The following is a 26,685-nucleotide window of genomic DNA, read 5'->3' on the forward strand; positions in this document are numbered from 1 at the left end:
TCACCCTTGGTTTTTGTTTTTATAGACTGACGGAAGCTCCCCTGTATGCGCTCTGAACTTTTGGGTGAAATATTCAGCATCATGATATCCTAGCCTGAATGCAATGTCAGTGATCTTCATATTGGTACGTCGCAGGAGTTTACGGGCCTCCTCAACACGAAGCTGGTGCACATAGTCACTGAAACTGACCCCCATCTCCCGCTTGAACTGTTGACCCAGGTAGGCAGAATTCACGTGAATACGATTAGCTACATCTTGTAATTTAATTTTACTTCGATAGTGTTGCTTCAATTCATTCACTGCTTCTGCAACCAGCCCTCCCGTACCCGTCTTTTGCTTCAATTCAGACTGGGAAAGTTGCTTGGACAGTCGAACACACAGGTCTTGCAATGTGCCGGAAGACCAACTCGCAGCTTCATGCCATTCTTTTTCACATAGTATTTCTCTGCAACCCTCTCTTTTTCCATATTTTCGTAGCAACTCCCCATGGATATACCGGATGACATGATGTATCCATTCCAACGAAACCTCTGCTTTCTCACTTTTCTCTAACAGTGCACTCACTGCAATATCGATGGAATACGTGTTTTCTGCTTCAATCAACGCCAAGATCTCTTTGGAGATGTTCATCATTTGCTCTAAATCATATTCTTCGCTTATTCGATATTCATTAAGATGACTCTCATAGGTTTCATCTGTAACCATGACTCCATTTTGCTGTTTTTGCTCATTTCTGCGTTTGTCCAGAGGTTCAATCATTTCCATAAGGATTTGATGGATCTCCTCGGGAACAAGAGGTTTAAGCACGTACTGATCGACCTGATAACGTATGGCTTGCTTCGCGTAATTAAAATCGGAGTATCCTGTAACGATAACAATTTTAGAGGTATAGGCGAGATCTTCTCGCAAGGTGTGAATCAAACCAAGACCATCCATAACAGGCATTTGAATATCAGTGACGACAAGATCCGGTTCAACCGAGTTGAATAGAGCAAGTGCTTCCTCCCCATCCGTTGCCGTTCCGCAGAGTTCATATCCACAAGCTCGCCAGTCAATCATCGTTCTCCATCCTTCTAGCATAAACGGCTCATCATCCGCGACAATGACCTTGTACATTAGCTCACCTCACTTTTATCCTTGATCAGCTGCATGTAATTTATCTATATCAATAGGTAGATTCCAGTTGTTCTGAAAACGCTAAACAGCAGAACAACAGCAGGATTGTTGTCTGCTCGCACAACTTGGAGAACAAAATTTCTACCAATCTCATCGTCATTAATCATTAACATAGAAAATGGTTCCATCGGACCGTACTATAAGAACGCTCCGATTGTAGCGAAGCGCCGGGATAACAATTCAAGTGTAACGCTTACATTTTGGTACAACAACCTGTTAAACTATAGGTTTTCACCCGACAAAGTATAGGTTTAGCTCAGAAGTAATCTATTGCCAGGAAAAAGAGTTTTCATTCTCCACGCACAATACGGAATCCTTGATCGGGACCAAAACCATTTGCATCAAATTTGCCTCGAAATGATATTTCATTGTTATTGACACCGCCGATCCAGCCTCCGCCTTTCACAACTCGCCAAGTTTGATTTGGACTCTCCGAATCGCTGTACCAGTCCCAGCACCATTCTCTCACATTCCCAGACATATCATAGATTCCTAACTCATTCGCCTTCTGAGTTCCAACTTTTTTGGTTTGATTACGATTGCTCTCAATAGCGGGCCAGCTCCAGTCACCCGTCAGAATGTTCTCGCCGGCATTTACCCAGTACCAAGCAACTTCATCAGGATTGTTACTTCCGCTGTATGTGTAATTTAAGCTCTTTTGACCTCCGCTTGCAGCGTATTCCCATTCTGCCTCTGTGGGTAAACGGTAACCGTTGGCGTCCTCGTTGATCGTTACATTCCATTTTATAGTGTCGTTTTCATTGTGATTATTCGTGTCCTGGTTGTCTTTATCTATATTGTAATAAGGTTTCAGGTTTTCTTTTATACTTTTTTGATTACAGTATTCCACTGCGTCATACCAGCTGACCATTTCAACAGGCAGGTCATCTCCCTTGAAGCCAGAAGGGTTTTCCCCCATAACCTCCATCCATTCTTTTTGAGTTACTTCGTATTTGCCAATATAGAAGGAATCCAGCGTTTCATTCCTATCAATCTGACTCGGCTTACTGCTCTTGAAGGCTCCTCCTTCGACGAATACCAAGTCATCGCTTAATTTCGTATTACTTGCTGAACAAGCACTTAGACTAACAACTATAGCGATTAAAGTTAACCATACCAGCTTCTTCATTCAATTATTCTCCTTTACTAGCTTAAATCCGGCAACGTCGAGGTCCGTTAGTCTGGAGAATAACGTTACTCAACGCTACCGGAAAATTGAATTTCAAATGCAGGTGCAGAAGTTGAACTGCATCACATCATTTTTACCAAACCGTCACGTTTGCGCTTCCGCTGCTTTGATAACCTTCGGTTGCCATCACCTGATAGGACCAGCTGTTGCCTAAGTACATCCCTTTGCTCGCCCATGCATTCACATGATTACTGAACGTGATGGTAGAATTGACTCCGATCGGTCTCTTGGACTGTCTAACACTCCAATATTGAGGGAAAGTCTGAGTACCATCAATGGAAGGTGCATTGTATCTCATCGTTGTATAGATGTCATATGTGCCACCATCACTAGTCATTGAGCCCTTGTACGTGCCAGTCGGACGATATGTTCCCCAGCTATCCACCACGTAGTATTCAATGAGTGCGCCTCTTGTCCAGCCATAGAAGGTCAGATATCCGTTACCTGATGGAGAAAATACACCAGCATTATAATTGACCACTCGATTAGGCGTACCGTATGTCCACCCTTTCCCGACAACAAAGTTCCCGGTATTTTGCCAATTCACGCTGTAATTCCCGCCCGATCCATTCACGGCGTTGACCGTTCCTCCGCCATCTGTCCAATTTTGCCAATAATCTGTTGCTGCGCTCGATGTGGCTGCGAAGACACCAAAACTCATGGCAGATGCGAGAACAACGGTTAACAATTTTTTGCTAAATTTGAACATGGATTATACCTCCTGATATTTTAATAGATTTGGTTGATGCTACAATCCGATATGAATGTTCTTCAGCAAATTCACTTGAAAAGACGTTGCGAAAACAGATACAGATCGTTCTTCCACACGGGCCAATCATGTCCTCCACTTTCCTCATGCCAAATGTGAGGTACTCCGTGTTGCGCCAGATATTGGTGAACCCCAAGACTAATCTCTATAAGATTGTCCTGTTCACCGCAAGAGATCCATAACAGCGAGAGTAATGAAGGCGCTTTCGAAAGATCAGGGACAAGTAGCTTCGGACTTCTGGTGTTTGGGGCTGCGGAGAAAGCACCGATCCATGCAAAATGGTCTAGATTACTTAATCCGATATTTAAGGATTGACCTCCACCCATGGATAAACCAGCAATCGCCCTTTTATCCCGGCTTTTATGCAAAGGGTAGTTCGACTCCATGTAAGGTATCAAATCGTTGAGCAGATCGGATTCAAACCGTTTAAATGCTTTGATTTTCTCAGGTTCAAACAGGTCTCCTTCGGCTCGGTCATTCGACATTGCGCGACCGTTAGGGAAAACAATAACCATCGGCTCAAGCAAATTATCGTTGTACAGATTATCGAGAATAATTTGCGGAGAACCATGAGTATGCCATTCGGTTTCGTCTCCACCAATACCATGCAAAAGAAAAAGTACAGGATACATCGTTGTCGAAGAAAATTCTGGTGGGGTGTACACCATCGCTTTACGGGAATTGCCAACCGTGGTGGATGGATACTCTACCGTCTCCATGACTCCACGTGGTATATTCTCCCGATACTGGTCATATCCCGTTACTGCTGGTGAGATCAATTCCATTCTCTTTTCCTCCGAACATATGAGTGACTATCAGTCTTCAGTTAATCCACATAGCCAAAACCCAGAATAGTGAAGCATTTATGTTCATGACCTTCCGCCATTTCGATCTCGATGGAGTGTTCCCCCACATGCTCTTCGTTAAGCAGAAGTGTGGCATGGCAATGGGTCCAGTTCACTTGACGCGGATCGACTTTTTGGACAAATACCCCATCTACCTTGATATCTGCAGTTCCGAATTCGTCGTTACCCGAATCCTTGAAGATCAGAATGAGGCGTTTGCACTGCAAACTTATCCGAAAGCTGCTCTGATCCTCTTTCCCCTCTGCTGTACGCATCCAGTTGTTGGGAAACTGAGGTGTACCATAGTCATGAGCATCCATCTCAGCCATCTGCAGATCCGTGTCCGTTTTGCAAAAAGAGCCTGCATCGATTCGAGCAATGTTATTGCCGTTTTTCCGATCCAACAGCTTCACATTAACAAATTCATTTCCAATTAGCGGAGCTTTTTCAATATCATGATCTTGCTCATCCCATTCAGAACGATTCGTCACATCGAACAAATATTCCAAACAATCGGCCATAACCCGATGCCCCGTGTTAGTCGGATGATATATATCATGGAAAAATTGCTTTTTGGAAATAATGTTGCCCTCATCTTTTGTTTTGCCGAACTGATCTACGACAGCATCTTTCACACTTACCATTGGCAGATCATAGTGCCAGCCTACCGGAGCGAGACGATCCTGCAGATTCCAGTCATTTTCGAATACACTGAATAACAAGATGACTGCTGGCTTGTTATCGGCAGCAAGTGCTTTGAGCACCAGACTCTCGTAACATTTACCTTGGGTTTCATCATCTGCGTCATTGACTGCGAATTCGATTATGACAATATCCGGCTGAACGGCACCTCCCCTCAGAACATCACGATCATAACGTACAATCCCCAGTTCTGAAGGAGTTCCACCCACACCTGCTTTAATCAGATGAATCGGACTATCTTTTGAAAGCGCAAACATAAACTTGAACGACTCATACGACCGATAAGCGTAACTTTGGAGATGAATAGGTACTGCACCAGCACCATGGGTAATGGAGCCTCCAATATAAGCGATAACGACAGGTTCGCCGTTTTTTGCCTTCTCAATGGCTCGTTTTAATCTGACATTATTTCCTTTGTTCAGAAGAGATCGGCCAATCATGTCGCGATATCCATGTGATTCAAAATCAATTGCGGGCTTGACTGCCGACGCTGTCACTCCAACTGGATCGCGCGGTGCAGTGAATTCCGTGTTTTCACCTGCATCTCCTGAATCCTGGAGCATAAATCATCATCACATCCTTCCGGTTAGATTCTGACCATCCTCAAACAACATTTAAAGGATCACAGCTTGTATTATTATTAGATCAGATGTGATCCTTCTCCCAAAGTGTAGCGCTTACATAATTTTACAACAACCTGACAAAGTATAGGATTTTAACCAATATATCATTTTAAGTTGAGTACAATCACATGCAGATCAGAACACCTATAATTTTTCATGTAAACGCTTTAATTTGTATACTATTTCCATGTTATAATTTTGAAAAACCGCATTGATGAAGGAGGATACTCATGAATATCACGGGTCAAGGCGCGTGGGATACGGGTACATATACAAATCTTTTCTTGAAGCTAGGCTACGATGAGAATGAGATCACCAACAGATTGGAAGAAACATGGAACGAGCTGTTTTATGGCGATGAAAATACTCGAATATATTACCCCATGGGTGAGGATAAAGGTTATTTGCTGGACACTGGTAATCTCGATGTTCGCTCCGAGGGCATGTCCTATGGCATGATGATGGCTGTTCAGATGGACAAAAAGGAAGAATTTGATCGACTCTGGAATTTCTCACACACGTTTATGCAACATAAAGCGGGACGTTATAAAGATTATTTTGCCTGGCATTGCAAGCCTGACGGAACCCGACTCTCACAAGGTCCTGCTCCTGATGGTGAGGAGTTTTTTGCCATGGCACTTTTTTTTGCCTCCAACCGCTGGGGCGATGGCGCTGAACCTTATGATTACAAGGCACAAGCCCGCAAGATCCTTCATGCATGTATACATCAGGGCGAAGACGGCGAAGGCGATCCCATGTGGGATCCGGAAACAAAACTGATCAAATTCATACCAGAAACACCGTTTAGCGACCCATCCTACCATCTGCCTCATTTTTATGAACTATTCGCGAAATATGCGGATGAAGAAGATCAGAGCTTCTGGAAAGAAGCGGCGACCGCTAGTCGGGCCTACCTTCATACAGCCTGCCATCCCGTAACCGGGCTATCACCTGAATATGCGAACTATGATGGCTCTCCGGCTCCAATACAGCCGCATGGTGATTTCAGACATTTCTACAGTGATGCCTACCGTGTTGCTGCGAATATAGCGCTGGACTGGGAATGGTTCCGCAAGGATCACTGGCAGATCGAACAATCCAATCGCATTCAATCCTTCTTCAGTGATATTGAAATGTCCGATTATCGTCGTTATACAATAGAAGGGGAACCTTTCGACGAACCTTCACTGCATCCTGTAGGTTTGCTGGCTACCAATGCCATGGCTTCACTGGCTGCGGACGGTCCACATGCTGACACATTCGTTCGCAAGTTCTGGAACACACCTCTGCGTCAGGGAGAGCGACGTTATTACGACAATTGCCTGTATTTTTTCAGCATGCTGGCTCTAAGCGGAAGATATCGCATGTACTAAGGGAATGTGTACGAGCCGTTGAACCTGTCCTGTGAACGTTTGGCTTGCAGGACAGGTTCAATCTCAGAATTTTAAGAAGGATGCACTGATATTACGATTTAATCTATATCAATAAAAAACGTTCCCGGCTCGCAAGTGCTGACTGCGAACCGGAAACGCGTTTGGGTGTGCAAATACAGGCAGTAACTTTCCCCACTCTGTACTCCAATGCTTCTTTATGACCTGGATGCCTCTTCATCATCTGAATTGTTACACGGGATATGATTCAGATACTTTAATTATTTGGAAACAGAAGAAGTATCATAGGAAGATTGCATAATCTCCAGATATCGATTAATGTTCAGTCCCTCCAGGCCTTTCACATATTCATCCCAATCCTTATCCAGACTTTTGGCGCCTGTAATAAATTGCAGGGCGTTCTGATCGATGTAATCCTTGAGATTGGTCTGCATCATGCTGGCTTCATCAGCTTGGGACGGATCTACCCACAATGCCCAATGAGGGAAAATCTCTTTCGGTTCCTTGCCCTCCATTAACAATGTCGCCTCATAGAGACGTCGCTCACCACCATCATTGGCATAGATGTCTGTCCCCTGTACTTCGGAGTCCCGATATGCCTGATAATGATTGTACTGACTCAATGCAGCCCAACTGTCATTACGAGGTTCTTCTCCAGAAGGAAGCGGAATGGCTTTATATAACGGTTCAATCTGATCATTGAGCGCCACTTCTCCTTCTTGTGGTTTGCGCCAGCTTACGCCCTCTTCTCCCAGATATGATGCCATGGTTCCTTCCTGGGTATAGAGATAATCCAGCAGCTTTATGGCCGCGATCTGCGTTTCCTCACTGGCTTTGTTTGTCAGTACAAAGGACGCTCCGGGATCAATCGGATAGTTGTACGTAGCATAAGCAGCATGGGGTCCCTTCAATGGAGGGATGGGATTGTAATCATTCCCGTAAGGAGAACCTTCGGCAGTGGTTACGAATAATGATGGATGCATCGCTGCTCCCGCACCGAGAAGCTGTGCATCCGCGTTATCTCCAATTTTTTTGAAGGCCCCGACGTTTTGGGTAAATGCCCCTGGATCAATCAATCCTTCATCGTACAGGGATTTAATATAGGCAAGCCCTTCTTTCCACTCCGGTTTGTTCACTACGGTCTCCACTTTCCCCTGATTGACAATGAGATAATTCCGATCGTCGTCATAGATAAAACCGTTCATCAAGTACGGAATAATGTGCACACCGAAATTTTCAGTCGAACCGCTTAGCGGTACTTCGTCGGCTTTGCCGTTCCCGTTCGGGTCTTTCGTTTTAAATGCCCGAAGCATTTCCTTAAATTCTTCTGTCGTCGTGGGTTCGGTCAGGCCCAGTTGTTCCATCCATTTGGTGTTGACCCACATCTTGTTCGGGTATGAACAGTGAAAACATTCATTCAGACCCGTCAGACCATAGATATTTCCGTCGGGAGCAGTGTTCATGGCCCGATAATAGTCATTGCTTTCAAGCACTTTTTTAATATTGGGAGCATGCTCCTCAATCAGATCATTCAGCGGCAAAATAACCCCCTGCTGACCAAACTTCAACAAGTCTGTCTGGGAGAAACGATCTACCCAAGGGATGAGCAGATACAAGTCCGGATAATCACCGGAAGCCAGTGAAATCTGTCTTTTCTCCGCTGCACCGTCGAATGGAACCGTAGTCCAGTTGAACTGAATATCAAACTTCTCTTCCATTTTCTTCGTGAATTTGTTAGTGGACAGGTTGGTATCCGAACCCTGATGGGCGAACACATTAATGGCCGTCTTGCCTGATGGATCGCTGCCTTCCCCGTTCCCCTTATCAGAACTTGAACATCCGGTAAGTACCAACGAGGTAAACAGCATACAGGCAAGAATGATGAATCCCGCTTTTTTCAATACAATCCTCTCCTTCATGAATAATAGAAAAAATGAACTTATCCTTTAACTGAGCCAATCAGCATGCCTTGCACGAAATACCGTTGAACAAAAGGATAGATGATTAGCACCGGCAAGCTGGCCATCACAATTAACGAGTACTTCATGAGTTCAGCCATTTGCTGCTGTTTGATCATTTCCGATGCATCCATGCTCCCCGTACTGCTGTTCAGAATAAGAATACTGCGCAATATCAGCTGTAGCGGATAGAGCGACTGTGATTTCAGGTAGATGAGGGCGTCAAAGTATGCATTCCACTGACCGACAGCGTACATAAGTGACAACACGGCGATAATCGGTTTGGCGAGTGGCAGGATAATACTGAAGATAAATCGGATGTCACTGCAGCCATCGATGTCTGCTGCTTCGGACAATTCTTCCGGTATCGAGTTCTGAAAAAAGGTACGGGCAATGATGACTTGCCATACCCAGACGGCATTGGGAATCAGCAACGCCCAGCGGGTATCAATCAGTCCCATGGTTTTGACCACCAGATAGGTAGGGATCAAACCGCCCGAGAACAGCATGGTGAAGGTAATAAACATCATTAACGAGCTGCGACCAACAAACGTTTTTTTGGATAATGGATATGCAATCATAATGGTCAGTGCCACGCTGATGAAGGTGCCGCAGGCTGTATAAAAAAGGGAATTGGCATACCCGGTAAGGACTTGATCATTCCGCAATACAGACTTGTAACCGTCAAACGTCAGGTCAATGGGCCACAACCAGACTTTTCCCGAGGAGACGGCAGCAGGGCTGCTGAGCGAAGAACTCACAATATATATCAAGGGATACAGCACGGCAATCAGCACCACTGTCAACATGAAGTAAACAACCGTTATAAATACGCGGTCTCCCCAGGATTCACGAATCGTACTGCTGCTCTTGATCCGCGAACGACCTGCATTTGTCTGTGTGTTAGGCATGGGTTGGTTCTCCTCCTTTCGCTCCCGTTACCATAAGCTTGTATTGGACAGTCGCTTGGCAACCGCGTTTACGATTAATAGCAGAATCAGGTTAATCACCGAGTTGAACAGACCAACCGCAGTAGCGAAGCTATAATTGGCATTCAGCAATCCTATTTTATAGACATACGTGGAGATGATCTCCGAAGCAGACAGGTTGAGCGGATTTTGCAGCAAATATATTTTTTCGAACCCAACAGCCATGATATTCCCTACACTCAGGATCAGAATAATAACGGCTGCCGGAAGTAGTCCAGGCAGATCAACATTGATGATTTTCTGTATTCGGTTGGCTCCGTCCACTTTGGCGGCTTCATACAGGGATGGATCAACACCTGCCAAAGCAGCCAGATATATCACAGCAGAGTACCCCATTCCCTGCCACACATCGGAGAATACGTAGATGGATCGAAACAGTCCGGGCTCACCGAGAAAATTCACCGCTTCGAAACCAAGGGCACCTGCAATCGTGTTGACAATACCCAGCCTAGGCGACAGAAAGAGCATAATGATGGAGACCATAACAACGGTAGAGATGAAATATGGAGCATACGTCACCATTTGTACTGTTTTTTTGAATCGTATGTTTTTGATTTCGTTCAGCGCGAGCGCCAGTAATATAGGAATCGGGAAACCAACGATTAGACTGTAAAACGAAATGTAGAGTGTGTTCTTGATCAGCATAACAAACGCCGGATTTTTGAAAAGTAATTCGAAATACTTGGTTCCGGCCCACGGACTGCCCCAGATCCCCTTGATGACGTTGTAATCTTTAAATGCCAGGACCGCATTCATCATGGGTACATACTTGAAAATAATAAAGTAAGCAATCGGTGGCAGGATCAGCAGATACAGCTGCCAATGTCGCCTCCAGCTTCTGGATAATGCTTGCTTCAAGGCAAACGCTTTACTTGGTTTCTTCACGGACTTTGATTCACTGGTCATTGTGGTTCTCAGAATCATCCCCCCATTCTTGGCTCCAAATCGTGCTGAACTTCAGCTCAACTTGGTAGCGCTTACTTTTTGAGTAATCATAAGATTGCGCTGGGGATGCGTAAAGGTACAGTTACGCTGAGAAAGTACAAAAAGCGAATATAGTTCCCGAGAAACAGCCTACATTAACCGCTATGAACGTCCATTTTCCGAAATACACTCGGAGAAATGCCGCGTACCCGCTTGAAAGCTCGGCGGAATGAATGTGCACTGTTATACCCGGTGGCCTCCGCTATCTCGTCAATGGTCTGACCAGTGGAGTGTAACAAGTTCGAGGCAGCATCAATGCGTACCCGTTCTAAATAATCGGAAAGATTCTCTCCCGTGTGTTCTTTGAACAGTTGGGATATAAACTTCTCGGACTTGCTCATGTGCTCGGCAATCCGATAGATCGTCAAGTTTGCATCCCCATAATGTTGTTGGATAAAACAAATCATTTCGTTTACTGTATCCGCATGTGCTCCTGCTCTTCTTCTCTGGAAATCACCGCAAATGTCTTCTGTTAACCGTTTGAACTTTGCACGCAGCGAAGTAATCGTTTCTGTCATCTGAATGGATGTCACCCGAGATTTATATTCCTCCAGCAGGGAGGCATCCAGCTTGAATTTTGGTTCGTCCAGCTTCAGAAAAGTCCCCTTCAGCTCCATGATGAACTGCTGTGTCATCTCGTAGGACAGTTCCCGCTCCTCTAAATTACGAAGAAATAATTGCTCCAGAATACGTACCGCCTCTTCAGGCTCCCCGACTTTGATCGTGTTCAGCAGGCGCTGTTCAGACTCAATCGGATAATAGAACATTTCATTTTCCTTCATCGTATCTTCAAATCTCACCAGATGATCTGTTCCCATATGAATGGCATAATCCAGAGCTTGTTTGGCTTCGTCAAAGGAACGCCCTGCATCATTCCAAACCTCGTAAGCTGCACCTGTACCAATTGTTGTGGATATCCGATGCTCCCGGTAGATCACTTCCATCAAGGTGTTCAGCTCTTTTTCACATCTCCCTATAGCTTCATTCAGTTGGTTCTCATCCAATGGACAGGCAAAAGCGATCTGGTCTGCTCCCCAATCCGTGATTAGCAGCTGCGCATTCCACTCTGTAAGTACCTGTTTGATGAGCAGCCTTGCGACACCCAGTTCATGGATAGTTTCTTCACTGTCCGGATTGGCATATCCGTTTACCTTCACTAAGCCTGCCAAGCCCTTGCTGCTATGAAGGGAAATGTGCGCCTGGGATGAGATAACCTCCAACTCAAGTGAGGTATAGACTTCTCCGGTTAACAAACGTTTGATAAAACCGTCTCTCAATAACGGAATCTGCTCATTCATGGCGTTTTTAAGTGAGTCATTATTAGCAATGAGATTGTTAATATGGCTTGCCAAAAAATCATATTCATTGCCCCGTCTGCCTGGGGAATCGGTGATTTGTTCCCGAAAAGAGGCCAACAGTCTGTAAACGGGTGCACTATTCCGATAGGCCAGAACCAGCCCGAATAACAGTCCCAAGGCAATGGTTGCCAAAGTAAAGACCAGCGTGACTTGTTTGATTTGGTCCGCTTTTGTCATGAGTGCTTTCTCTGGAATCCCTGCCATGTAATTCCATCCATTTTGACTGGACTGCATCGATATCAGCAGCCGACCATCACTTCCAGGCTGTACATTCTGCACGTTCAGCTCCGTTTCCGCAGCGTTACCTTCTCTCTGGCGACTCTGTGCCACTTGCTCGGCTTCGGCTTGTTCAATGCCATGGGAGAAAATGATCTGTCCTTCCGCATCGGTGACGAGAGTCCAGCCGCCATATTGATCCACAATATGTTGAGTAAGGCTGGCCATCTGATCCTGATCAATCATGACACCAATCGTGGCTTGCGGTTTGTTGAAGCTGTTCAAAGGCAGAGATTGCAGAAACGTAATGGCGGGAACGTCTGCAAGCACAGTGCCGAGTATTTCACGTTTATAGTTTCGAAGCGGTATGATTTCATTAAAGTGTGGTTGTTTGAGAATTCGGTCATGCCATTGTTCAAACGACATACCGTCCAGCTGATTGGCAGCATAATAATGCTCTGGACGATAATACACGGTTCTTGGTGTGATGATGGCATTGTAGTTTGGAATGTGAATGAAGAAATGGGACAAGTAATCATTGGTACTGCTGTACATGGAGAGGCTCCGCTGCATACGGTTCATACCGTAGACATTGTAGAGATCATGCGGCTTTGGCCCAGCAATTAAATTTTGCAAATCGGGATTGACGGCAAGCTGTCTGGTAAAAGCTTCGACTTGAAGAAGATTTCGCTCAATGATCTCTTTCCCAAGACTCAGCGACTTCAAACTGTTCTCAATGGAGCTGGAACGGGCCGCTTCAATGGAAGCTCGGTAAGAGGCATATCCCGCAATTTGAGGAATCATCAGAATGACAAGATACGAAATGAGGAATCGGCGGAACACGGGTGAAAATTTGGACCATAGGAGCTGCATATGTACCCTCCCTTTTTTTATCAAGCGCTTACATTTCTCTGTGTTAAGGTAGCTGTTCAATGATACACCGGGCATTTCTTCCTGGTGAAGGTACAACTTCTTCCTTATGGTACATTTACATACTGTAGCGTACAATGCTTACATGAAAATAATTGTTGGTCTGCGGCTTAGGGCACAAATATAGTTGTATTTTACCTTCACATGGCCTCCATCCCAAAGTATCAAAAATAAACGCAAAAAACCTCCCCAAGACATGGAATGACTTGGGGAGGTTTTTGTTTAACGTTGTGCTAATTAGTTGCTAACGGCAACAAATTTCCATTGTTGGTTTGTAGCACCCGTGTAGGTGTTCTGCTGCAGCATGGCTCCATCCGAAGTGGAAGCGTTTGCCACTTCAATCGCTTTATTGCTGTTCACGTTAATGATACTCCAGTACCCGTTACCAAGATCGTTGACCTTAAAATGCTGAGCGGTTGTGTTCAGATTGCTCATGAGTTGAACCGCTTCCCCATTGGTGAGGGTACCGTTGCGAATGTCGATGACTTTGTCCGGCGAGTTCACACTTGTGAGTGTATAGTTGCCGTTACCGATCGAAGTCAGAACCCACTTCTGAGGGTTACCGCCCAGATCGCTCCACTGCTGGAGCTGAAGATTATTTTCATTTTGACCACCAGGAACATCAACAACTTTGTTGGAATGCCGGGCTACGATTTTATAAGTTGCACCGGATACAAGACCCGTTGTCGGTCCGCCCCCTTGTCCACTGCCCGGATAAGTCTGGGCACGTTCATGGTACCAGTTGAACAGGAATCGTCCCATGGCACTCCGTGAAGCATCTCCATCCCATTTCAGTCCAGCCGTTGGGTCAGCAAAAGAACTGCGTTGGCCTGGCTCCAGAATGAATCCGTTCATATGAGCTGCAATGCTGACATTGCCTGATGCGTTGAAAATCGTTTTGGTATTGGTTCCAAAACCTTCATTGCTGCCATTAAACAAGTTCCAATAGGCCGAATCGCCAGGTTTGTTTTTGAACCAGGTTACCTCGGTAATATTAATCGGATATTTGTCAGCGGCTGCCTTCACGTTGGTATTCCACTGGTCTTGCAGGATAGAGAAGTTGTCATATGCGCCATAACCAGGGTACCAGTGAACCGCATATCCATAGTTATTGAGCGGATCAGTCAATGGATGGCTTGCCGTCAAGCTGTAAAATTGGTTGTATCCCAGACCTGCCGCCCAGATGACATTGTCCGCACCTTTGCTGCGAATTGTTGAAATCATGGAATTTTGGAAATTACGCAAGTCATTCCAGTGATCCACAAAGTCATTTTCCCCGTTGTATCCACCCCAATGTCCATTGGCATAGGATTTCACCGGTTCGTTGATCAGTTCGAAGTGAACGTTGTCTGCACTTTTGATCTCCGGGCGTGAAGCGAGATAACCCCAGATTTCGTTGAATTTTTGCAGGTTGGCAGGTGTTGTCGCCTGATCATCCTTCAATGTGAAGTCCAGTCCCAGGACAACATAGACACCTTTTGTTTTGGCATATTGAATGTACGGAATAATTACATTTTGCGTAACGGTCTGCACACCGGCAAAGTTATATGTACCAGCAGCCACATCTCCCATGTCCTGACGATCGATGAACAGACGTACCTGATTCATATTCCAGCCATGATTGCTTCCGTACTTCGCGCTGGTGTCAGCAAAAGTATCGGTAATGTCTTTCAGATAAGCCAGTGTAGCTGCATGACGGTTATTGCCATGCAGATTGAGATAATAATTGCTGTCCTGATACGTCCAGTAGGCACCTGAGGGTTGATGCCAACCGTTCAGTAGCACAGGCTGGTTGTTGCTGTTCACCAGGTTTTTGCCGTTTACGTGAAGCTTGCCCATCGGCATGCCCACCCATGCTTCGGCACGACTGCCTCCCCATGGAGCAATTGTGATCAATAAAGCCAGAATGAGTACAAGTTTACAAGATGTCATGAACTTCTTCACTTTAATTCCTCCTGATCTGATATATTGCCTTGCAATAATGCGAGGTAAGCTCCGTCAGAGTATCTCTGATCAAACAGATCGCTCAGGTCGGCGCCCGCTCCCGCAGCCCGTTCCACAACAGCAAGGGGATCCTGCGCAGGGAAGGATCGCGGTTCTGCTGTGAGCAAACGTTCATGAGATCGTTACATGCCCCCTTTTCACAGATGGAATGTTGCATGAAGTTCCTCCTCCCTCTTCCAGTCTGATCCCACTCCAAACGTACAGAAGAACTTAACTTAACCGACGATTCCCGTACGCTCTACACTCTCTACGAAATATCGTTGCACAAACAAATAGATGACGATCAAAGGCAGAATGGCAAGAAGAATTCCTGTATCCTGGATCATGCTCAGATAGAACGGATCGGCCTGGGAAGCTGCACCGTCAGTAACCTGCTGGGCCAGATTATACGGAAGGGACGATAACTGAGTCGACATGACTTTACTTGAAGTCAGATAAGTCGTCGTATAGAAGCTGTCGTTCCACTGCCATACGAAGGAAAACAGCATGACTGTTACCATGGACGGAATGGCATTGGGCAGCATGATTCTTGAAAATGTTCGTCCGATGCTTGCGCCGTCCACATAGGCCGCCTCCTCCACTTCCTTCGGAATACCCCTGAAGAATTGCCGGAAGATAAAGATGTACAAACCGGCCTTAAGTGAATTGGCCGTAATCGCCGTCAGAATAAACGGCCAATAGGTATTAAGCAAATTAACAGGTTTGCCGACTATAAGCGTCATAAGCCCCATGAGATCAAAGCTTTTCAGATTCAGGTATACCGGAATGAGAATGGTCGTTGGCGGTACAAGAATCGTCAGAATTACACCAGCAAACAGCCAGTTGCTTCCCCTGAATTTCAGTCTGGCGAATCCGTATCCTGCAAGTGCACAGGATGCTGTAGTCAGCAGTGTAGTCGTTGCAGACAGGGCAAACGTATTAAAAAGCGTTGCCCAGTAATCCATTACGCGTATCGCCTCTTTGAAATTGTCGATGGAGAAGTTCTGTGGAATCCACACCACCACTGCCGAATACAGATCACCTTTAGCTTTGATGGATGTGGAAACCTTCTGAAATATGGGAAACAGGATAACGAAGGAAAGCCCGGTAATCAGAACGAATCGGATCATGGCCCACAGCCAGCCTTTCCAATGCTCCAGCGATAATAATCGTGATGTTGTCACGTGGGACACCCTCCTTTCTAATCTTGATAGAAGACTCGCTTCGAGAAAATGATGTTTACGATAACCAGAATGATGGCAATGGCCAGAAAGTAGACCCATGCCATGGCAGAACTTAATCCAAAGTCAAATTTGACGAAGCCGGTATCCCGGATCAGTTCCGTCATGGCGTTATTGGCAAACGAATCAATGATTGTATAGATCGCATTGACAAAAATAAGCGGGCTGACCATTGGGAACGTAATTTTCCAAAAGGCTTCATAACCCGTTGCCCCTTCCATCTTCGAAGCCTCATACAGTTGAGGGGAAATCGTCTGGATCCCTGCCAAAAAGATCAAAATCTGTACACCGGATTGACTGACGATCTGATAGATCCGATCTACGGCGCTACTCAGATACGTAACGATCCAATCGCTCACTCCGGCGTTAACCATCAGATTTTCGAGTTCAAATGTCCCGAGTGAGCTTCCACCTGTGCTACTCTGATTAACCGCTTCAATCAGGCTGGTGCTCTCCAGTGTCATAATCACTCCCGATGCCAGAATAACGGGCAGGAAAAAGATCGACCGCGCAACAGCCCGGCCCCTGAACTTCTGATTCAGGATGACGGCAAGGAACAGACTGAATATAACGATAAGCGGTACGTTGATGAGCACGTCTGTGATCGCCTCAATTAACGCACGGTTAAAGCTTGTATTGACGGTCAGCGCCTGAATGTAATTGGTAACACCGTTGAACTGAATCGCTATGCCTTCCGCGTTAGCCTGAATTGTACTCATGCTGTATCGCAGAGAGGCTAACAGCGGAATGAAGAAAAACAACACAAAACCAATGAGCCAGGGAAGCACGTAGATTACGCCCCACATGGCTTTCTGCTGAGCATACGTACGACTTCCCCATTTCCATTTCAGGAGCGTCTTCAGAGCTGCTCACCACCAGTCACATAGCTTTGGGCTTCCACTGTATCGTTGTCAACTTCTACAGGGAAGTCGTTATAATTGACAATTACGAACCCGCCACCTTCATATGTTGTCCGGAAGACGCCCTCCTCCAGGGATTCATGGGACATCATGGAACGTCCGGCAAACGGTTGGTTCACCTGGTTCACCTCGTTGTAGATCTCGGCAGCCAGATCGATCCATTGTTCATAATTCGCCGCGTAGAGATCATCATAATCCGTTTCTTTCACAACATGGTTTGGCGCATTGAACCATGCAAAGTAAGGACTCGCTCCATATTCAATCAGCTTCAGCACATATTGCCTTGCATTGGTATATGTGGAGAGATTGTATGGCGTCCCCGTATAACCGATGCTGCCGTGTACAACGAGCTGATAGAACGGAATCTCTTCATCCTCCAGCTTGAAACGACTGCTGGTCATCGGCGCATCTGTCAGACCAGTTACATACGGCAAGGCATAAGCGTTCCCGCCTTCAGCAACAAGCGAGCCAGCCTGCTGCCCGATTTGTTCAAGTGCCTTCTTCACGGAGCCAAGCGCTTGGGTTCGGTCCACCAGCTTTTTCGGATTCATATCGCTGTTTAACTGAGCTGCCAGATCATTCAGGCTTAGCGACAGTCCATCCTTTTGAAGGGACCTCAGCTCATCTAACATGTCTGCCGTTACGTCTTCCAGCATGTTGGGCGAAAGCACATAGGATGGTGAACGATCCCGGTCCCGCCGCTGGATGGCCTGGTTCATCGGATACAAGACCGCCGGTTCCTGAGTTAATGTGCGTGAAGCTTCTTTGGACGGTTTAAACCCTTTTTTGGATTGCACATTCAGCAGAGCGATATCGGGATAGAAACCGATGCCCGCTTCTTGTGTATATGCACTGAAATCCCGCAATCCCTTTTTCCCGCCTACCGCGCCGTCTACTTGGATGGAATCCGGCAGTCGATGATGAAGCCCGCCGTTAAGCCATCCTGCATAACGCACCTGAATATTGGATACCTTCTTCTCCGTCAAGGCGGAGAGAATGTTTTTGGCTTCATCAAATGTGGTCAAAGCCTCCGTTGAATCATACGGTATGCCCAACATATGCTGTCTTGTTGTCATGCCACCGAACAGTTGCAGATAAAAGGGAACGTTACTCTGCTCCTTGCTGGCGTTCAACTCGGGAAGTCCGCCGTTTTGCATCAGATAATCCCGATAGAGAGATGCAAGCCCCGAGTACGAGGCCTTATCCGCCCCGACAAAAGCATATCGAACGACGAAATCAGACGCGGTCGGTTTCTTCTGGAATTTCGGAAGTGTACGAACCATATCACTTGCCTGAAGCGTCACATCGCTCTTGTTCACTACATAGAAGCTGGGATATACGTTGTTGTAACTGTTCAGTTTGCCGCTGATATCGGCATTCACAACTGCAACGGCATCCCCTTGTTCAATAATGCCCAGGAAAGCCCCCTCTTTCCGAATCAGTCCAAATACCGGCAACCTGGCTCTGGCTTCATTCGAACTTGCTTCCCGTAGTTTCATGGTCATATCCGGTCCGTATATATCTTGTTGATAGGCAGGATACTGCAGCTTGCCATTGTTAAAATGGATCAGTGCTCCCGAACCGTCCGGCACCAGTATGGAGCCCACTTCTTCTGAACCCCCGGCCCCGAAGTAATCCATTACAGATATGCTGTTGATCGGATATTCCTCCGGAAAATGAATACCTGAGGACGGAACACGTACAAGCAAATCCTCTCCATCCAGCTCATATTCCATCGTAAGCATAAATAGCCGTGGTCCACTTCGTTCCTCTTCAATGCCAAACTCGGCATGATCCTGAGCCAGATCCTCCAATGTGTAACCGGCTGTGTCAAAAGCCTTCAAGGCCCGGGACAATTGCAATCCTTGCATCGCCTTATCAATCCGGACGTAAGTGCCTTCATCCTTGTCTTCCGCATAGCCGACCTTCAAGGCCCGTTGCCCGGCCTTGTCTAGCTGTGCAAGCAGCCTTTGTTCAAATCGCTCCTTGCTGATCTTCATCGGCAAGTCTTCTATGGATCGCTCAGTGCTTCCAAACTGGTAGTGGACCCGCACGCCGCTTGGCAGCACCTCGTAGCTTATCTGCTTGTGTGCAACACTATCCGTGAAGGAATTCACGGTGCTGCTCTGTCCGAGGCTGTTGAAGAAGCTGAGCTTCGTCTGTGATGATAAAAGGTCTTTGTTTATCCCGGCTGCAACCCCATCCTGCTCACGATCTGCAGGATTGCTGCGCCAGATCTGGCCGCTCTGCGTGTGAATCACTGCAATCTCGGCAGTCTCTTCGTTAATGAACAATTGCAGCGCAGCATTCTGCGCAATGCCTACCATGCCGGGAAGGCGGACATCGCTGAACGATGATTTCAGTTTCTCTCCGGGAGGCAGGGAGGGAAAGTCCGTCGGATCTGCGGCAGTCACTGTCTCGTGAGCGAGCGGTGTTGGCGAGAATTGACAACCGCCCAGAAGCAGACTGCCCGCGAGCAGCATTCCTGTTATTTTTTTGGCTACGGTATAATTCATAACAATTTCCTCCTCCCTTAGCCCCGAAGCACTAATTCCTGATAGATGGTTACGACAAACGATACAATCTGCTGTACAAGACTGAAGAATAACAGGCACAGAAATGCCATAAACGCCATCGCTACAAGTGTCAGCAGCATCGTGAGCACCGTTTTGGCTGGTGTGTACTGGTGAACCGTCATATTCCCCACAAATAACAGATATACCGTCCACGCAATGGCGAGTGCATTGGAGAAATAATAAAAGGCAGTTTCCTGCGCAGAGATCACAAGACTCAGCCAGATCCATGGAAAATGAATGAGTAACAACGGTACCAGTGCAAAACACGTTGACATGAAAATTTCGGAGAACTTGCCTTCCCCGTCCATCAATGTGGTTAACGACCAGTTAGCCACACACCAAAACAGTACCGGTATAATGACATATAACATTTCGAGCAGACTGTTCAGGTACTTTGGATTACTGAGATTAATGAGAAAACCGCTGTACTGGGCATGCAAAATTTTGGTGATGACCAGAAGCACCAGGATCATGAAAGCAATCAGCAGTGAGTTTCTCTGGTTCCGTTCATACTTCAATTCCCAGTATCCGTCAAACGGATGAAAAATCAGATGCAGCGGGTACTGGTATAGTTGCTTACTTGATGCCTGCATTCGTAGTCCTCCTTTTCTGCCTGCGAACGATGATGACGGTGACAATCGCAGCGACAGCCAGGAATATACCGGACATCATCCATGAAAAATGCTCACGCATCAGCTCTTTGCGGTACAAAAGAAAAGCCTTGGAATACCCTTTGGGCTCCATGCTGCGCTTGAAATATTTCGCAGACTCGGCGTATTCCTTCTGACGAAGCAATGCTTTGCCAATTCCCGCATACGCATATTCCAAGTTAGCGTTCATCTCGGCAGCTTGGGCAAACAGCACCGAAGATTGATCTTCATCACCGTTATAGTAGCTGCGCACCGCTTCGTGGAGTGTACGTCCGTATTCAGTTGTTTGAAAGACGGTGATTTCACCCAGCGCTTTATCCAGAACTAACATCCGGTCTCCCGCACGTTCCAGGGCAACAGGTGTATTAAATTGGCCCAGCCGGTTCCCGATGCCGCCATAAATATGGAGCAGGTATCCGTCTCCATTGTAGGTGAAGATTCGGCCCTTGCTGGAATCCAGTACGGAATACATGTCACTGTCACCCACATCCACATCAATCAGGCGGGATGGCCCTGCTTCTTGGGTATAAAGCAAATCACCCTGCGGAGTCTGATAGCCTTCTCTGCGCAAAATGTCTGTACCCTGGGCATTCAGCTTCTTGACCGGATCTTTGCCGCGATCCCCGCTAGTGGCGTAGATAAAGCCCTCTTCATCCATATCCAGATTGGTAAATTCCGTTGGAGTGAACATCACCATCTGGCTCCGTTGCTCCCGTGTTGCAAACCGTTTCCACAGATACTCCACCGGGTCCACCTGAACTCTGTTCGCTCCAATGAAGGAAGAGAACGTACCATCGGCGCTGAACTCCATGAATCCATCAAATACGCCTTCGGCCATGACGTAGATACGCTCCCCTTTGTCCATAACAATCCGCATCGGTTTAAACTGGAAGTCTGCTTTTAACAGATCCGATTTCGGTTCAGACACGATCTTGACGAGCTTCCCCTGTTCATCCAGATGCACCACCCGGTGATTATCCGAATCAGCGACCAGCAGATGGCCTTTTTCCGTGACGTACAATCCCTGTGGATTTTTAAAATGATCTTCCTTGCCTTCCTGCTCAAATGAATCAATCGTCCGTACCAGCTTGAAGTTGCGATCCATCTCAATGATGCGGCCATTGCCCGAATCGAGCACAAAGACGTGCTGATTGGCGGTAACATGCATGTCACTTGGCTCTTTCATAGGAGTTGTGTTCAGCTTCTTGCCGGTGATAATGGTGGTTGCCTCATATGCCGCCGGTGAAGGAACTGCGTCACCCCAGAAGGAATAATGATACGCATCCGTTTTACCGTCTGCACTCACATAGGGCGCCTCTTGAACGAACAACAGGAGGCAGATCATGCCCATGATGATCGATTTACGTTTTTTCCATGTGCTTCTCCGCACCTCGCTGCCTCCTTTCTACTCTTTCATGCCCGAAGTGGCCATCGTCTGCATAACACTGCTCTGAGAGATAATAAACAGAGTGATCGGTACAATCATCAGCAGCAAGGCAACAGCCGCACCTACACCGGCTCTTGCAATCCCTCCCTGCACAATCTGACTGAGCGCATAATGCAGCGTTTTGAGATTTTCACTGTAAATGAAACTCCCGCCATCCGTTCCCCATAACGCTGGAAACTGCAGGATCATGAGCGTGAGCCATGCCGGCTTCACATTGGGCATCACAATGCTCCAGAATATCCGGTATTCATTGGCTCCGTCGATTTTGGCTGCCTCCAGCAAAGCATCGGGAATCTGCTCCATGAACTGTTTCATCAGGAAAAGTCCCAGCGAGAACGCAAGTGATGGCACAATAATGGACGCATGAGTGTTAATCCAGCCAAGCCAGGACATGACCATGTAGTTCGGAATCGCCGTAACATGCGGCGAGAACATCAGGGACAGAATGACAATGGTGAACAACACTTTGGAACCCGGAAAACGATATTTCGCCAGGGGATAAGCCGCTGCAGATGCAAGCAGGATATGCCCCGCTGTGCCAAGTATCGTAATGAGCAAAGTGTTGGCAATATAGCGGGATAACGGCACCCACGAATTGCCCATGAGGTTGATCAGATCGGCAAAATTCTCCGTTGTCGGATTGTTCACCCAGAAGCGCGGCGGGAAAATAAACAGCTCATCCAGCGGCTTGAATGCATTGTTGACTGCATAGATGAGCGGAAGCACCATAAAGGAGCCGAACACGCCCAGCAATGCAAATAACATCAGGCTGACGGTAAATGACCGATTAAGCCTTTTTGGCATGCCAAACACGGCACGTACTTTGCTGGTCATCGTCATTCACCTATCTTTCTAAGCATTTTTTGCGTGAAAACGTTTGTACCCAGCATTAGGGCAAACAGAACCGTTGCGATGGCCGAGGCATACCCCATCTCGAAACGAATGGTTCCGAAGTCCATCAGATGTGTGACAACTGTGTGTGCCGCATAGTTTACGCTCGGGAAACCTGCCAGTGCGATGGAGATCTCAGCTACGGCGAAGGAAGCGGTAATCTGCATTACCGCACCAAACATCAGCTGCGGTCTCATCGAAGGCAAGGTGATGTACCAGAGCTCCTGCCAGCGGTTTTTGATCCCGTCTACGGTTCCTGCTTCAACCAGAGAACGATCAATGGTTTGCAGTCCTGCAATAAAGGCCAGGAAGCTGGTTCCCAGGCTCAGCCACAGCTGTACAATAATGACGATTGCCAGTACATACTTCTCGTCTGCGAGCCATTGGATCGGTTCCAGTACGACGCCAAGGCGCATCAGGAAGCCGTTCATATACCCGTAGCTGTCACCCGAGAAGATGATCAGCCAGATGAAAAAGACGTTGCCCGATATGGATGGGGCATAGAAAACCAGCGTCATGACCGCCCGAATTTTAGGAGACAGCTCATTGATGATCCACGCAAACAAAAAGCAGGCTATATAACTGAGAGGGCCTGTAATTACGGCAAAAAGCAGCGTGTTTTTGAGCGCGATCAGAAATACGTCATCGTTCAGGAAAAGCCGGGAATAGTTCTGCCAGCCGACAAATCGCGGCAGCTCCAGCATATTGAAGTGAAAAAAGCTGAGCCCAAGTGAAATGCCGACCGGAATGACAGTAAACATGAAAAAAATCAGCATAAACGGTGCCATCAATACATAATAATGCCTGCTGAGATACAGATCCCGCTTCAATAGGGACCACCAGCCGACCTGGCGGGTATGGACGGCAGGAGCGGCGGCTGTCTTGGTAGTTTTAGCTTGCAACCGTTACCCTCCCTTTCCTCTATTTCAGATTAAATTCCTTGCGTTTCAACTCAATTTCATCATCAATGTACAATACATAGTCTGATAAGGCTTCACGCGGATTTTCATTTGCATTGACCACCTTACGGAAGGCGTTGTCCAGATGTCGTCCCGTGAAATAACCTCCAGGAAGCTGCGGGATTCCCTGTACCCATTCCCATTGTTTCTCGAGATTTTGATAATCCTTCACAGGCCAAGGCAATTGCTTCAAGGCTTCGATATTGGCCGTTGGGTAACGGGCAGCCGCTCCCATAAGACCTTCCATTTCTCTCCCGTATTCAATCTGGGTCTGATCATCAGTCCACCACTTCATGAACTTCCACGCCGCTTCCTTGTTGTCGGCATTTTCGAGCATCATCACCGCACTCGTAGCGCTGGCCACTTCATGCCGTATGGACCCATCCGGAAGCTGTGTACCCGGAACAATCGTAAAGTCCCAGAGATTGCGGATTTCCGGAGCCATAACCGTCAGCATGTTATACGTGGTGTAATCAGCAATTCCGATCGGCATTTCCCCGGTACGGAAGCGGTTCGGAAAATCGGCTTTGAGCGGAAACTTGTAATTGGTATAAAATTGCGTCCAGCGTTTGAACGCGTCCATTGAAATCTCCGAATCCAGCGCACTTTTCTTCTGGTCTTCGGTGTAGAACGTTCCGTCATTCTGATATAACAACATCGCAAAGGTTGAATTCGGAACCAGGTTGGCATTGTTCAGCGTATCCTCTATCGGCAGATAAAACTCCATGTTATGCTTCTGCAGCACGGCGATGGCGTTATATACGTCTTGCCACGTTTTCGGCGGTTCGAGCTCCAGTTCATTCAGAATATCTTTGCGGTAAAAGAGCATTGGAAAATGTTGCTGCTCCGGAAGGGCATATACCCCGTCGTTGTAGCGGTAAGGCGTCAATCCGCTTTCACGGAACCTGCCCGAAATTTCCTCGAAATCGGGGAATTGGCTCAGATCCGCTGTTGCATTCCTCATCGCATAGTTCACCGGAATGTCTTCGCCCATCTGCATGGCTACATCCGGTCCTTCCCCCGAGAGTGTTGCGGGCAGCAAAATATTAGGCGGAACGAGACGTAACTGCACGGACACATCCGTATCCGGGGTAAACGAATCGTCGATCATGCCTTTCAGTACTTGGGCCTGATCTCGTCCGGTTGTGATCCATACGGTGATGGCATCCTTCTTTTGTTCCACGTTACCAATGCTGTCGTAATCTTCGGTATACGAGGCAACATATGCGCCCAGTTCGTGCTTCACCTGCTGGACGGTGCTCGCTTCCGCTTTTGGCAACGATTCACCCGGCGGAGATACGACAAGGTAATCCAACGTAATCGGCTGTTCACGTACCGATAGAATCCATGTGCCGAGACCACCTACGTTAATTTTGAACGTATCCAGCCGTTTGGGAACCGTCTCTGGTCTGGCCGCCATATCTTCAAGCTGCAATACCATGGCGTGAAGTACGGCCACTTTGTCACTTTGCTCACCCGTGGCCTTTTCCAGGTAATCTGCAACAGATCGCAAGGTGTCAGCTTGTCGTTCAAACACCTCCGTCATCTCCGGAATACGCCGTTCCAGCTGGTAATCCCGCAGTGGGTCCGGACTGTTGGAGGTGATCATTAATATTTTGCGATACATCTCATTCAGTTCCAGCACGCTGGATTCCACGGTCCGCAGCAGCGGAGCGATGTCGCCAAGTGTAACCGTCATTCGGATTCGGTGTTTTCCTTTTTCCAGATGAAACTGATATGGCTGATCTTCTCCCGAACCCAACACCTGAGTTTGCCAAGCCGGGCTGTAGTTAAATCGAATGCGTTTCATTTCCTTAAACGGAACTTCGCCGTTAATCGTCAGACTGCGGGTGGCATAGATGCCACGCAATTGATCCTGCTTCACCTTAAGCGCGATTTGATACAATCCGTCTTCAGGCACGTCAATTTCCCATTCAATCCATTCGCCCGGCAGTTTCCAGTTAATTCCTCCGATGGCGTTCATCCGAATTTTCGATACATTATAAGGCTCGAGTGAAGGACTTGATCGGTCCGAGATTGGTGCCAGTGTAGGAGATGATTTGCTAACAGCTTCCTCCCCCTGTACTTTCAGCATGACAGGAGCCGATTGTTTCAAGCCGAGTGAGGTATAGATTTGCTCCAGCTCTGCATAGGAAGGAACTTCGCTTTCTTGATATAACTCGATATAATCGATCGCCATGCTTTCTCTTAATGAAGTGAGCGATAACTTCTGACTGCCTTTTTCAAAATAAAACTGAAACGGTTCCTCGAAGTACCCTGCGCTGTCCTTGAAGGAAGTCAGCTGCCATTCGGGCTGTTCCACTTGTCTTGGTCTAAGCTCGTTGCCACGATCGTCCTGCCGGACGTTGTCCTCTCGATTTCCCCATACCCTGTCAAACAGAAGAATATCGGCCCCTCTGAACGGGACCTTACCATTAAGCTCAAGCCTGCGTTCGATCCCGGAGCTTTTGCCTTCTACGGGATAATAGTGAATGCGAATGTTGTACAAACCGCTCACTTGAACGGGAACATCCCAGCGAATGGTTCCAGTTTCCGGCGTAATTACGGCATTTCCGTCTAATCCGGCGTACCCTTGCACAACCTCAAATTCCCCATCCTCTGCCTGAATATAAGATTCGCCTTCGATGCGTACAATTTCATCCGGTTTGGCCGTATTGTCATGAGCAGTCAGATAATGCTCATAACTGAATGAATCCTCGGTTCCCGATACCGCCTCAAAGTCCTCAAGCGCATGTACCGTTCCCGGATTACGATCCCGCGATGGATATAGTGTCCATATGGAGAGCACCAAGGCCAGGACAAGCACCAGGATTAGTCCCTTTTTCTTACGTGACCGCATGTTTGAATGTATCCCCTTTCCTGTAAGC

Annotated in this window: 19 protein-coding genes; 1 reads left to right on the forward strand and 18 read right to left on the reverse strand. The window is 47.1% G+C overall.

Annotated features, from left to right (window positions below; genetic code table 11):
* The 5 genes from QF041_RS05660 to QF041_RS05680 form a co-directional block, all read right to left on the reverse strand.
* Positions 1 to 1,116, reverse strand: coding sequence for a response regulator transcription factor (locus tag QF041_RS05660; protein WP_307412774.1), 1,116 nt, complete (start codon positions 1,114 to 1,116; stop codon positions 1 to 3).
* Positions 1,117 to 1,465: 349 nt separating this feature from the next.
* Entirely contained in the window at positions 1,466 to 2,305 is an 840-nt protein-coding gene (locus QF041_RS05665) for a formylglycine-generating enzyme family protein (protein ID WP_036671125.1), read from the reverse strand.
* A 133-nt stretch (positions 2,306 to 2,438) separates the two neighbouring features.
* Positions 2,439 to 3,074, reverse strand: coding sequence for a glycoside hydrolase family 11 protein (locus QF041_RS05670; RefSeq protein ID WP_307412777.1), 636 nt, complete (start codon positions 3,072 to 3,074; stop codon positions 2,439 to 2,441).
* A gap of 71 nt (positions 3,075 to 3,145) precedes the next feature.
* Positions 3,146 to 3,919 (reverse strand): alpha/beta hydrolase, encoded by a 774-nt coding sequence (locus QF041_RS05675; protein WP_307412780.1) that lies wholly within the window; start codon positions 3,917 to 3,919, stop codon positions 3,146 to 3,148.
* Positions 3,920 to 3,960: 41 nt separating this feature from the next.
* Complete coding sequence (locus tag QF041_RS05680; protein WP_307412782.1) at positions 3,961 to 5,244, reverse strand: SGNH/GDSL hydrolase family protein; 1,284 nt, start codon at positions 5,242 to 5,244, stop codon at positions 3,961 to 3,963.
* Positions 5,245 to 5,534: 290 nt separating this feature from the next.
* Between QF041_RS05680 and QF041_RS05685 the strand changes: the two genes are divergently transcribed.
* Positions 5,535 to 6,677 (forward strand): family 8 glycosyl hydrolase, encoded by a 1,143-nt coding sequence (locus QF041_RS05685; protein ID WP_307412784.1) that lies wholly within the window; start codon positions 5,535 to 5,537, stop codon positions 6,675 to 6,677.
* A gap of 278 nt (positions 6,678 to 6,955) precedes the next feature.
* Here the strand turns inward: QF041_RS05685 and QF041_RS05690 are convergent, their stop codons facing one another.
* From QF041_RS05690 to QF041_RS05750, 13 genes are all read right to left on the reverse strand, one after another.
* Positions 6,956 to 8,614, reverse strand: a complete 1,659-nt coding sequence (locus QF041_RS05690; RefSeq protein WP_373461282.1) for an ABC transporter substrate-binding protein — start codon at positions 8,612 to 8,614, stop codon at positions 6,956 to 6,958.
* 20 nt (positions 8,615 to 8,634) lie between these two features.
* The gene (locus QF041_RS05695; protein WP_036615892.1) at positions 8,635 to 9,564 is read right to left on the reverse strand and encodes a carbohydrate ABC transporter permease; all 930 of its coding nucleotides are present in this window, start codon (positions 9,562 to 9,564) and stop codon (positions 8,635 to 8,637) included.
* Positions 9,565 to 9,591: 27 nt separating this feature from the next.
* A complete protein-coding gene (locus QF041_RS05700) occupies positions 9,592 to 10,446 on the reverse strand; it encodes an ABC transporter permease (protein WP_307416906.1) in 855 nt (284 codons plus the stop codon).
* A gap of 275 nt (positions 10,447 to 10,721) precedes the next feature.
* The gene (locus QF041_RS05705) at positions 10,722 to 13,073 is read right to left on the reverse strand and encodes a helix-turn-helix domain-containing protein (protein WP_307412788.1); all 2,352 of its coding nucleotides are present in this window, start codon (positions 13,071 to 13,073) and stop codon (positions 10,722 to 10,724) included.
* A 294-nt stretch (positions 13,074 to 13,367) separates the two neighbouring features.
* Positions 13,368 to 15,074 carry an RICIN domain-containing protein gene (locus QF041_RS05710; RefSeq protein WP_307412789.1) on the reverse strand — a complete coding sequence of 569 codons (1,707 nt, stop codon included), beginning with the start codon at positions 15,072 to 15,074 and terminating at the stop codon, positions 13,368 to 13,370.
* Between the two features lie 275 nt (positions 15,075 to 15,349).
* Complete coding sequence (locus tag QF041_RS05715; protein ID WP_307412791.1) at positions 15,350 to 16,297, reverse strand: carbohydrate ABC transporter permease; 948 nt, start codon at positions 16,295 to 16,297, stop codon at positions 15,350 to 15,352.
* Between the two features lie 17 nt (positions 16,298 to 16,314).
* A complete protein-coding gene (locus QF041_RS05720; RefSeq protein WP_307412793.1) occupies positions 16,315 to 17,160 on the reverse strand; it encodes a carbohydrate ABC transporter permease in 846 nt (281 codons plus the stop codon).
* A gap of 53 nt (positions 17,161 to 17,213) precedes the next feature.
* On the reverse strand, positions 17,214 to 19,790 hold the full coding sequence (locus QF041_RS05725) for a DUF5696 domain-containing protein (RefSeq protein WP_307412794.1): 2,577 nt from the start codon (positions 19,788 to 19,790) through the stop codon (positions 17,214 to 17,216).
* A 17-nt stretch (positions 19,791 to 19,807) separates the two neighbouring features.
* Complete coding sequence (locus QF041_RS05730; protein WP_036615901.1) at positions 19,808 to 20,443, reverse strand: YIP1 family protein; 636 nt, start codon at positions 20,441 to 20,443, stop codon at positions 19,808 to 19,810.
* The gene (locus QF041_RS05735; RefSeq protein WP_076317895.1) at positions 20,427 to 21,890 is read right to left on the reverse strand and encodes an NHL repeat-containing protein; all 1,464 of its coding nucleotides are present in this window, start codon (positions 21,888 to 21,890) and stop codon (positions 20,427 to 20,429) included. The genes QF041_RS05730 and QF041_RS05735 overlap by 17 nt, the downstream gene beginning before the upstream one ends.
* A gap of 15 nt (positions 21,891 to 21,905) precedes the next feature.
* The gene (locus QF041_RS05740; RefSeq protein WP_026081082.1) at positions 21,906 to 22,781 is read right to left on the reverse strand and encodes a carbohydrate ABC transporter permease; all 876 of its coding nucleotides are present in this window, start codon (positions 22,779 to 22,781) and stop codon (positions 21,906 to 21,908) included.
* Between the two features lie 2 nt (positions 22,782 to 22,783).
* The gene (locus QF041_RS05745; RefSeq protein ID WP_036615906.1) at positions 22,784 to 23,740 is read right to left on the reverse strand and encodes a carbohydrate ABC transporter permease; all 957 of its coding nucleotides are present in this window, start codon (positions 23,738 to 23,740) and stop codon (positions 22,784 to 22,786) included.
* Between the two features lie 19 nt (positions 23,741 to 23,759).
* Positions 23,760 to 26,657, reverse strand: a complete 2,898-nt coding sequence (locus QF041_RS05750; RefSeq protein WP_307412799.1) for an extracellular solute-binding protein — start codon at positions 26,655 to 26,657, stop codon at positions 23,760 to 23,762.
* Positions 26,658 to 26,685: the final 28 nt, after the last annotated feature.

The sequence above is a fragment of the Paenibacillus sp. W2I17 genome, from assembly GCF_030815985.1.
Classification (GTDB): Bacteria; Bacillota; Bacilli; order Paenibacillales; family Paenibacillaceae; genus Paenibacillus.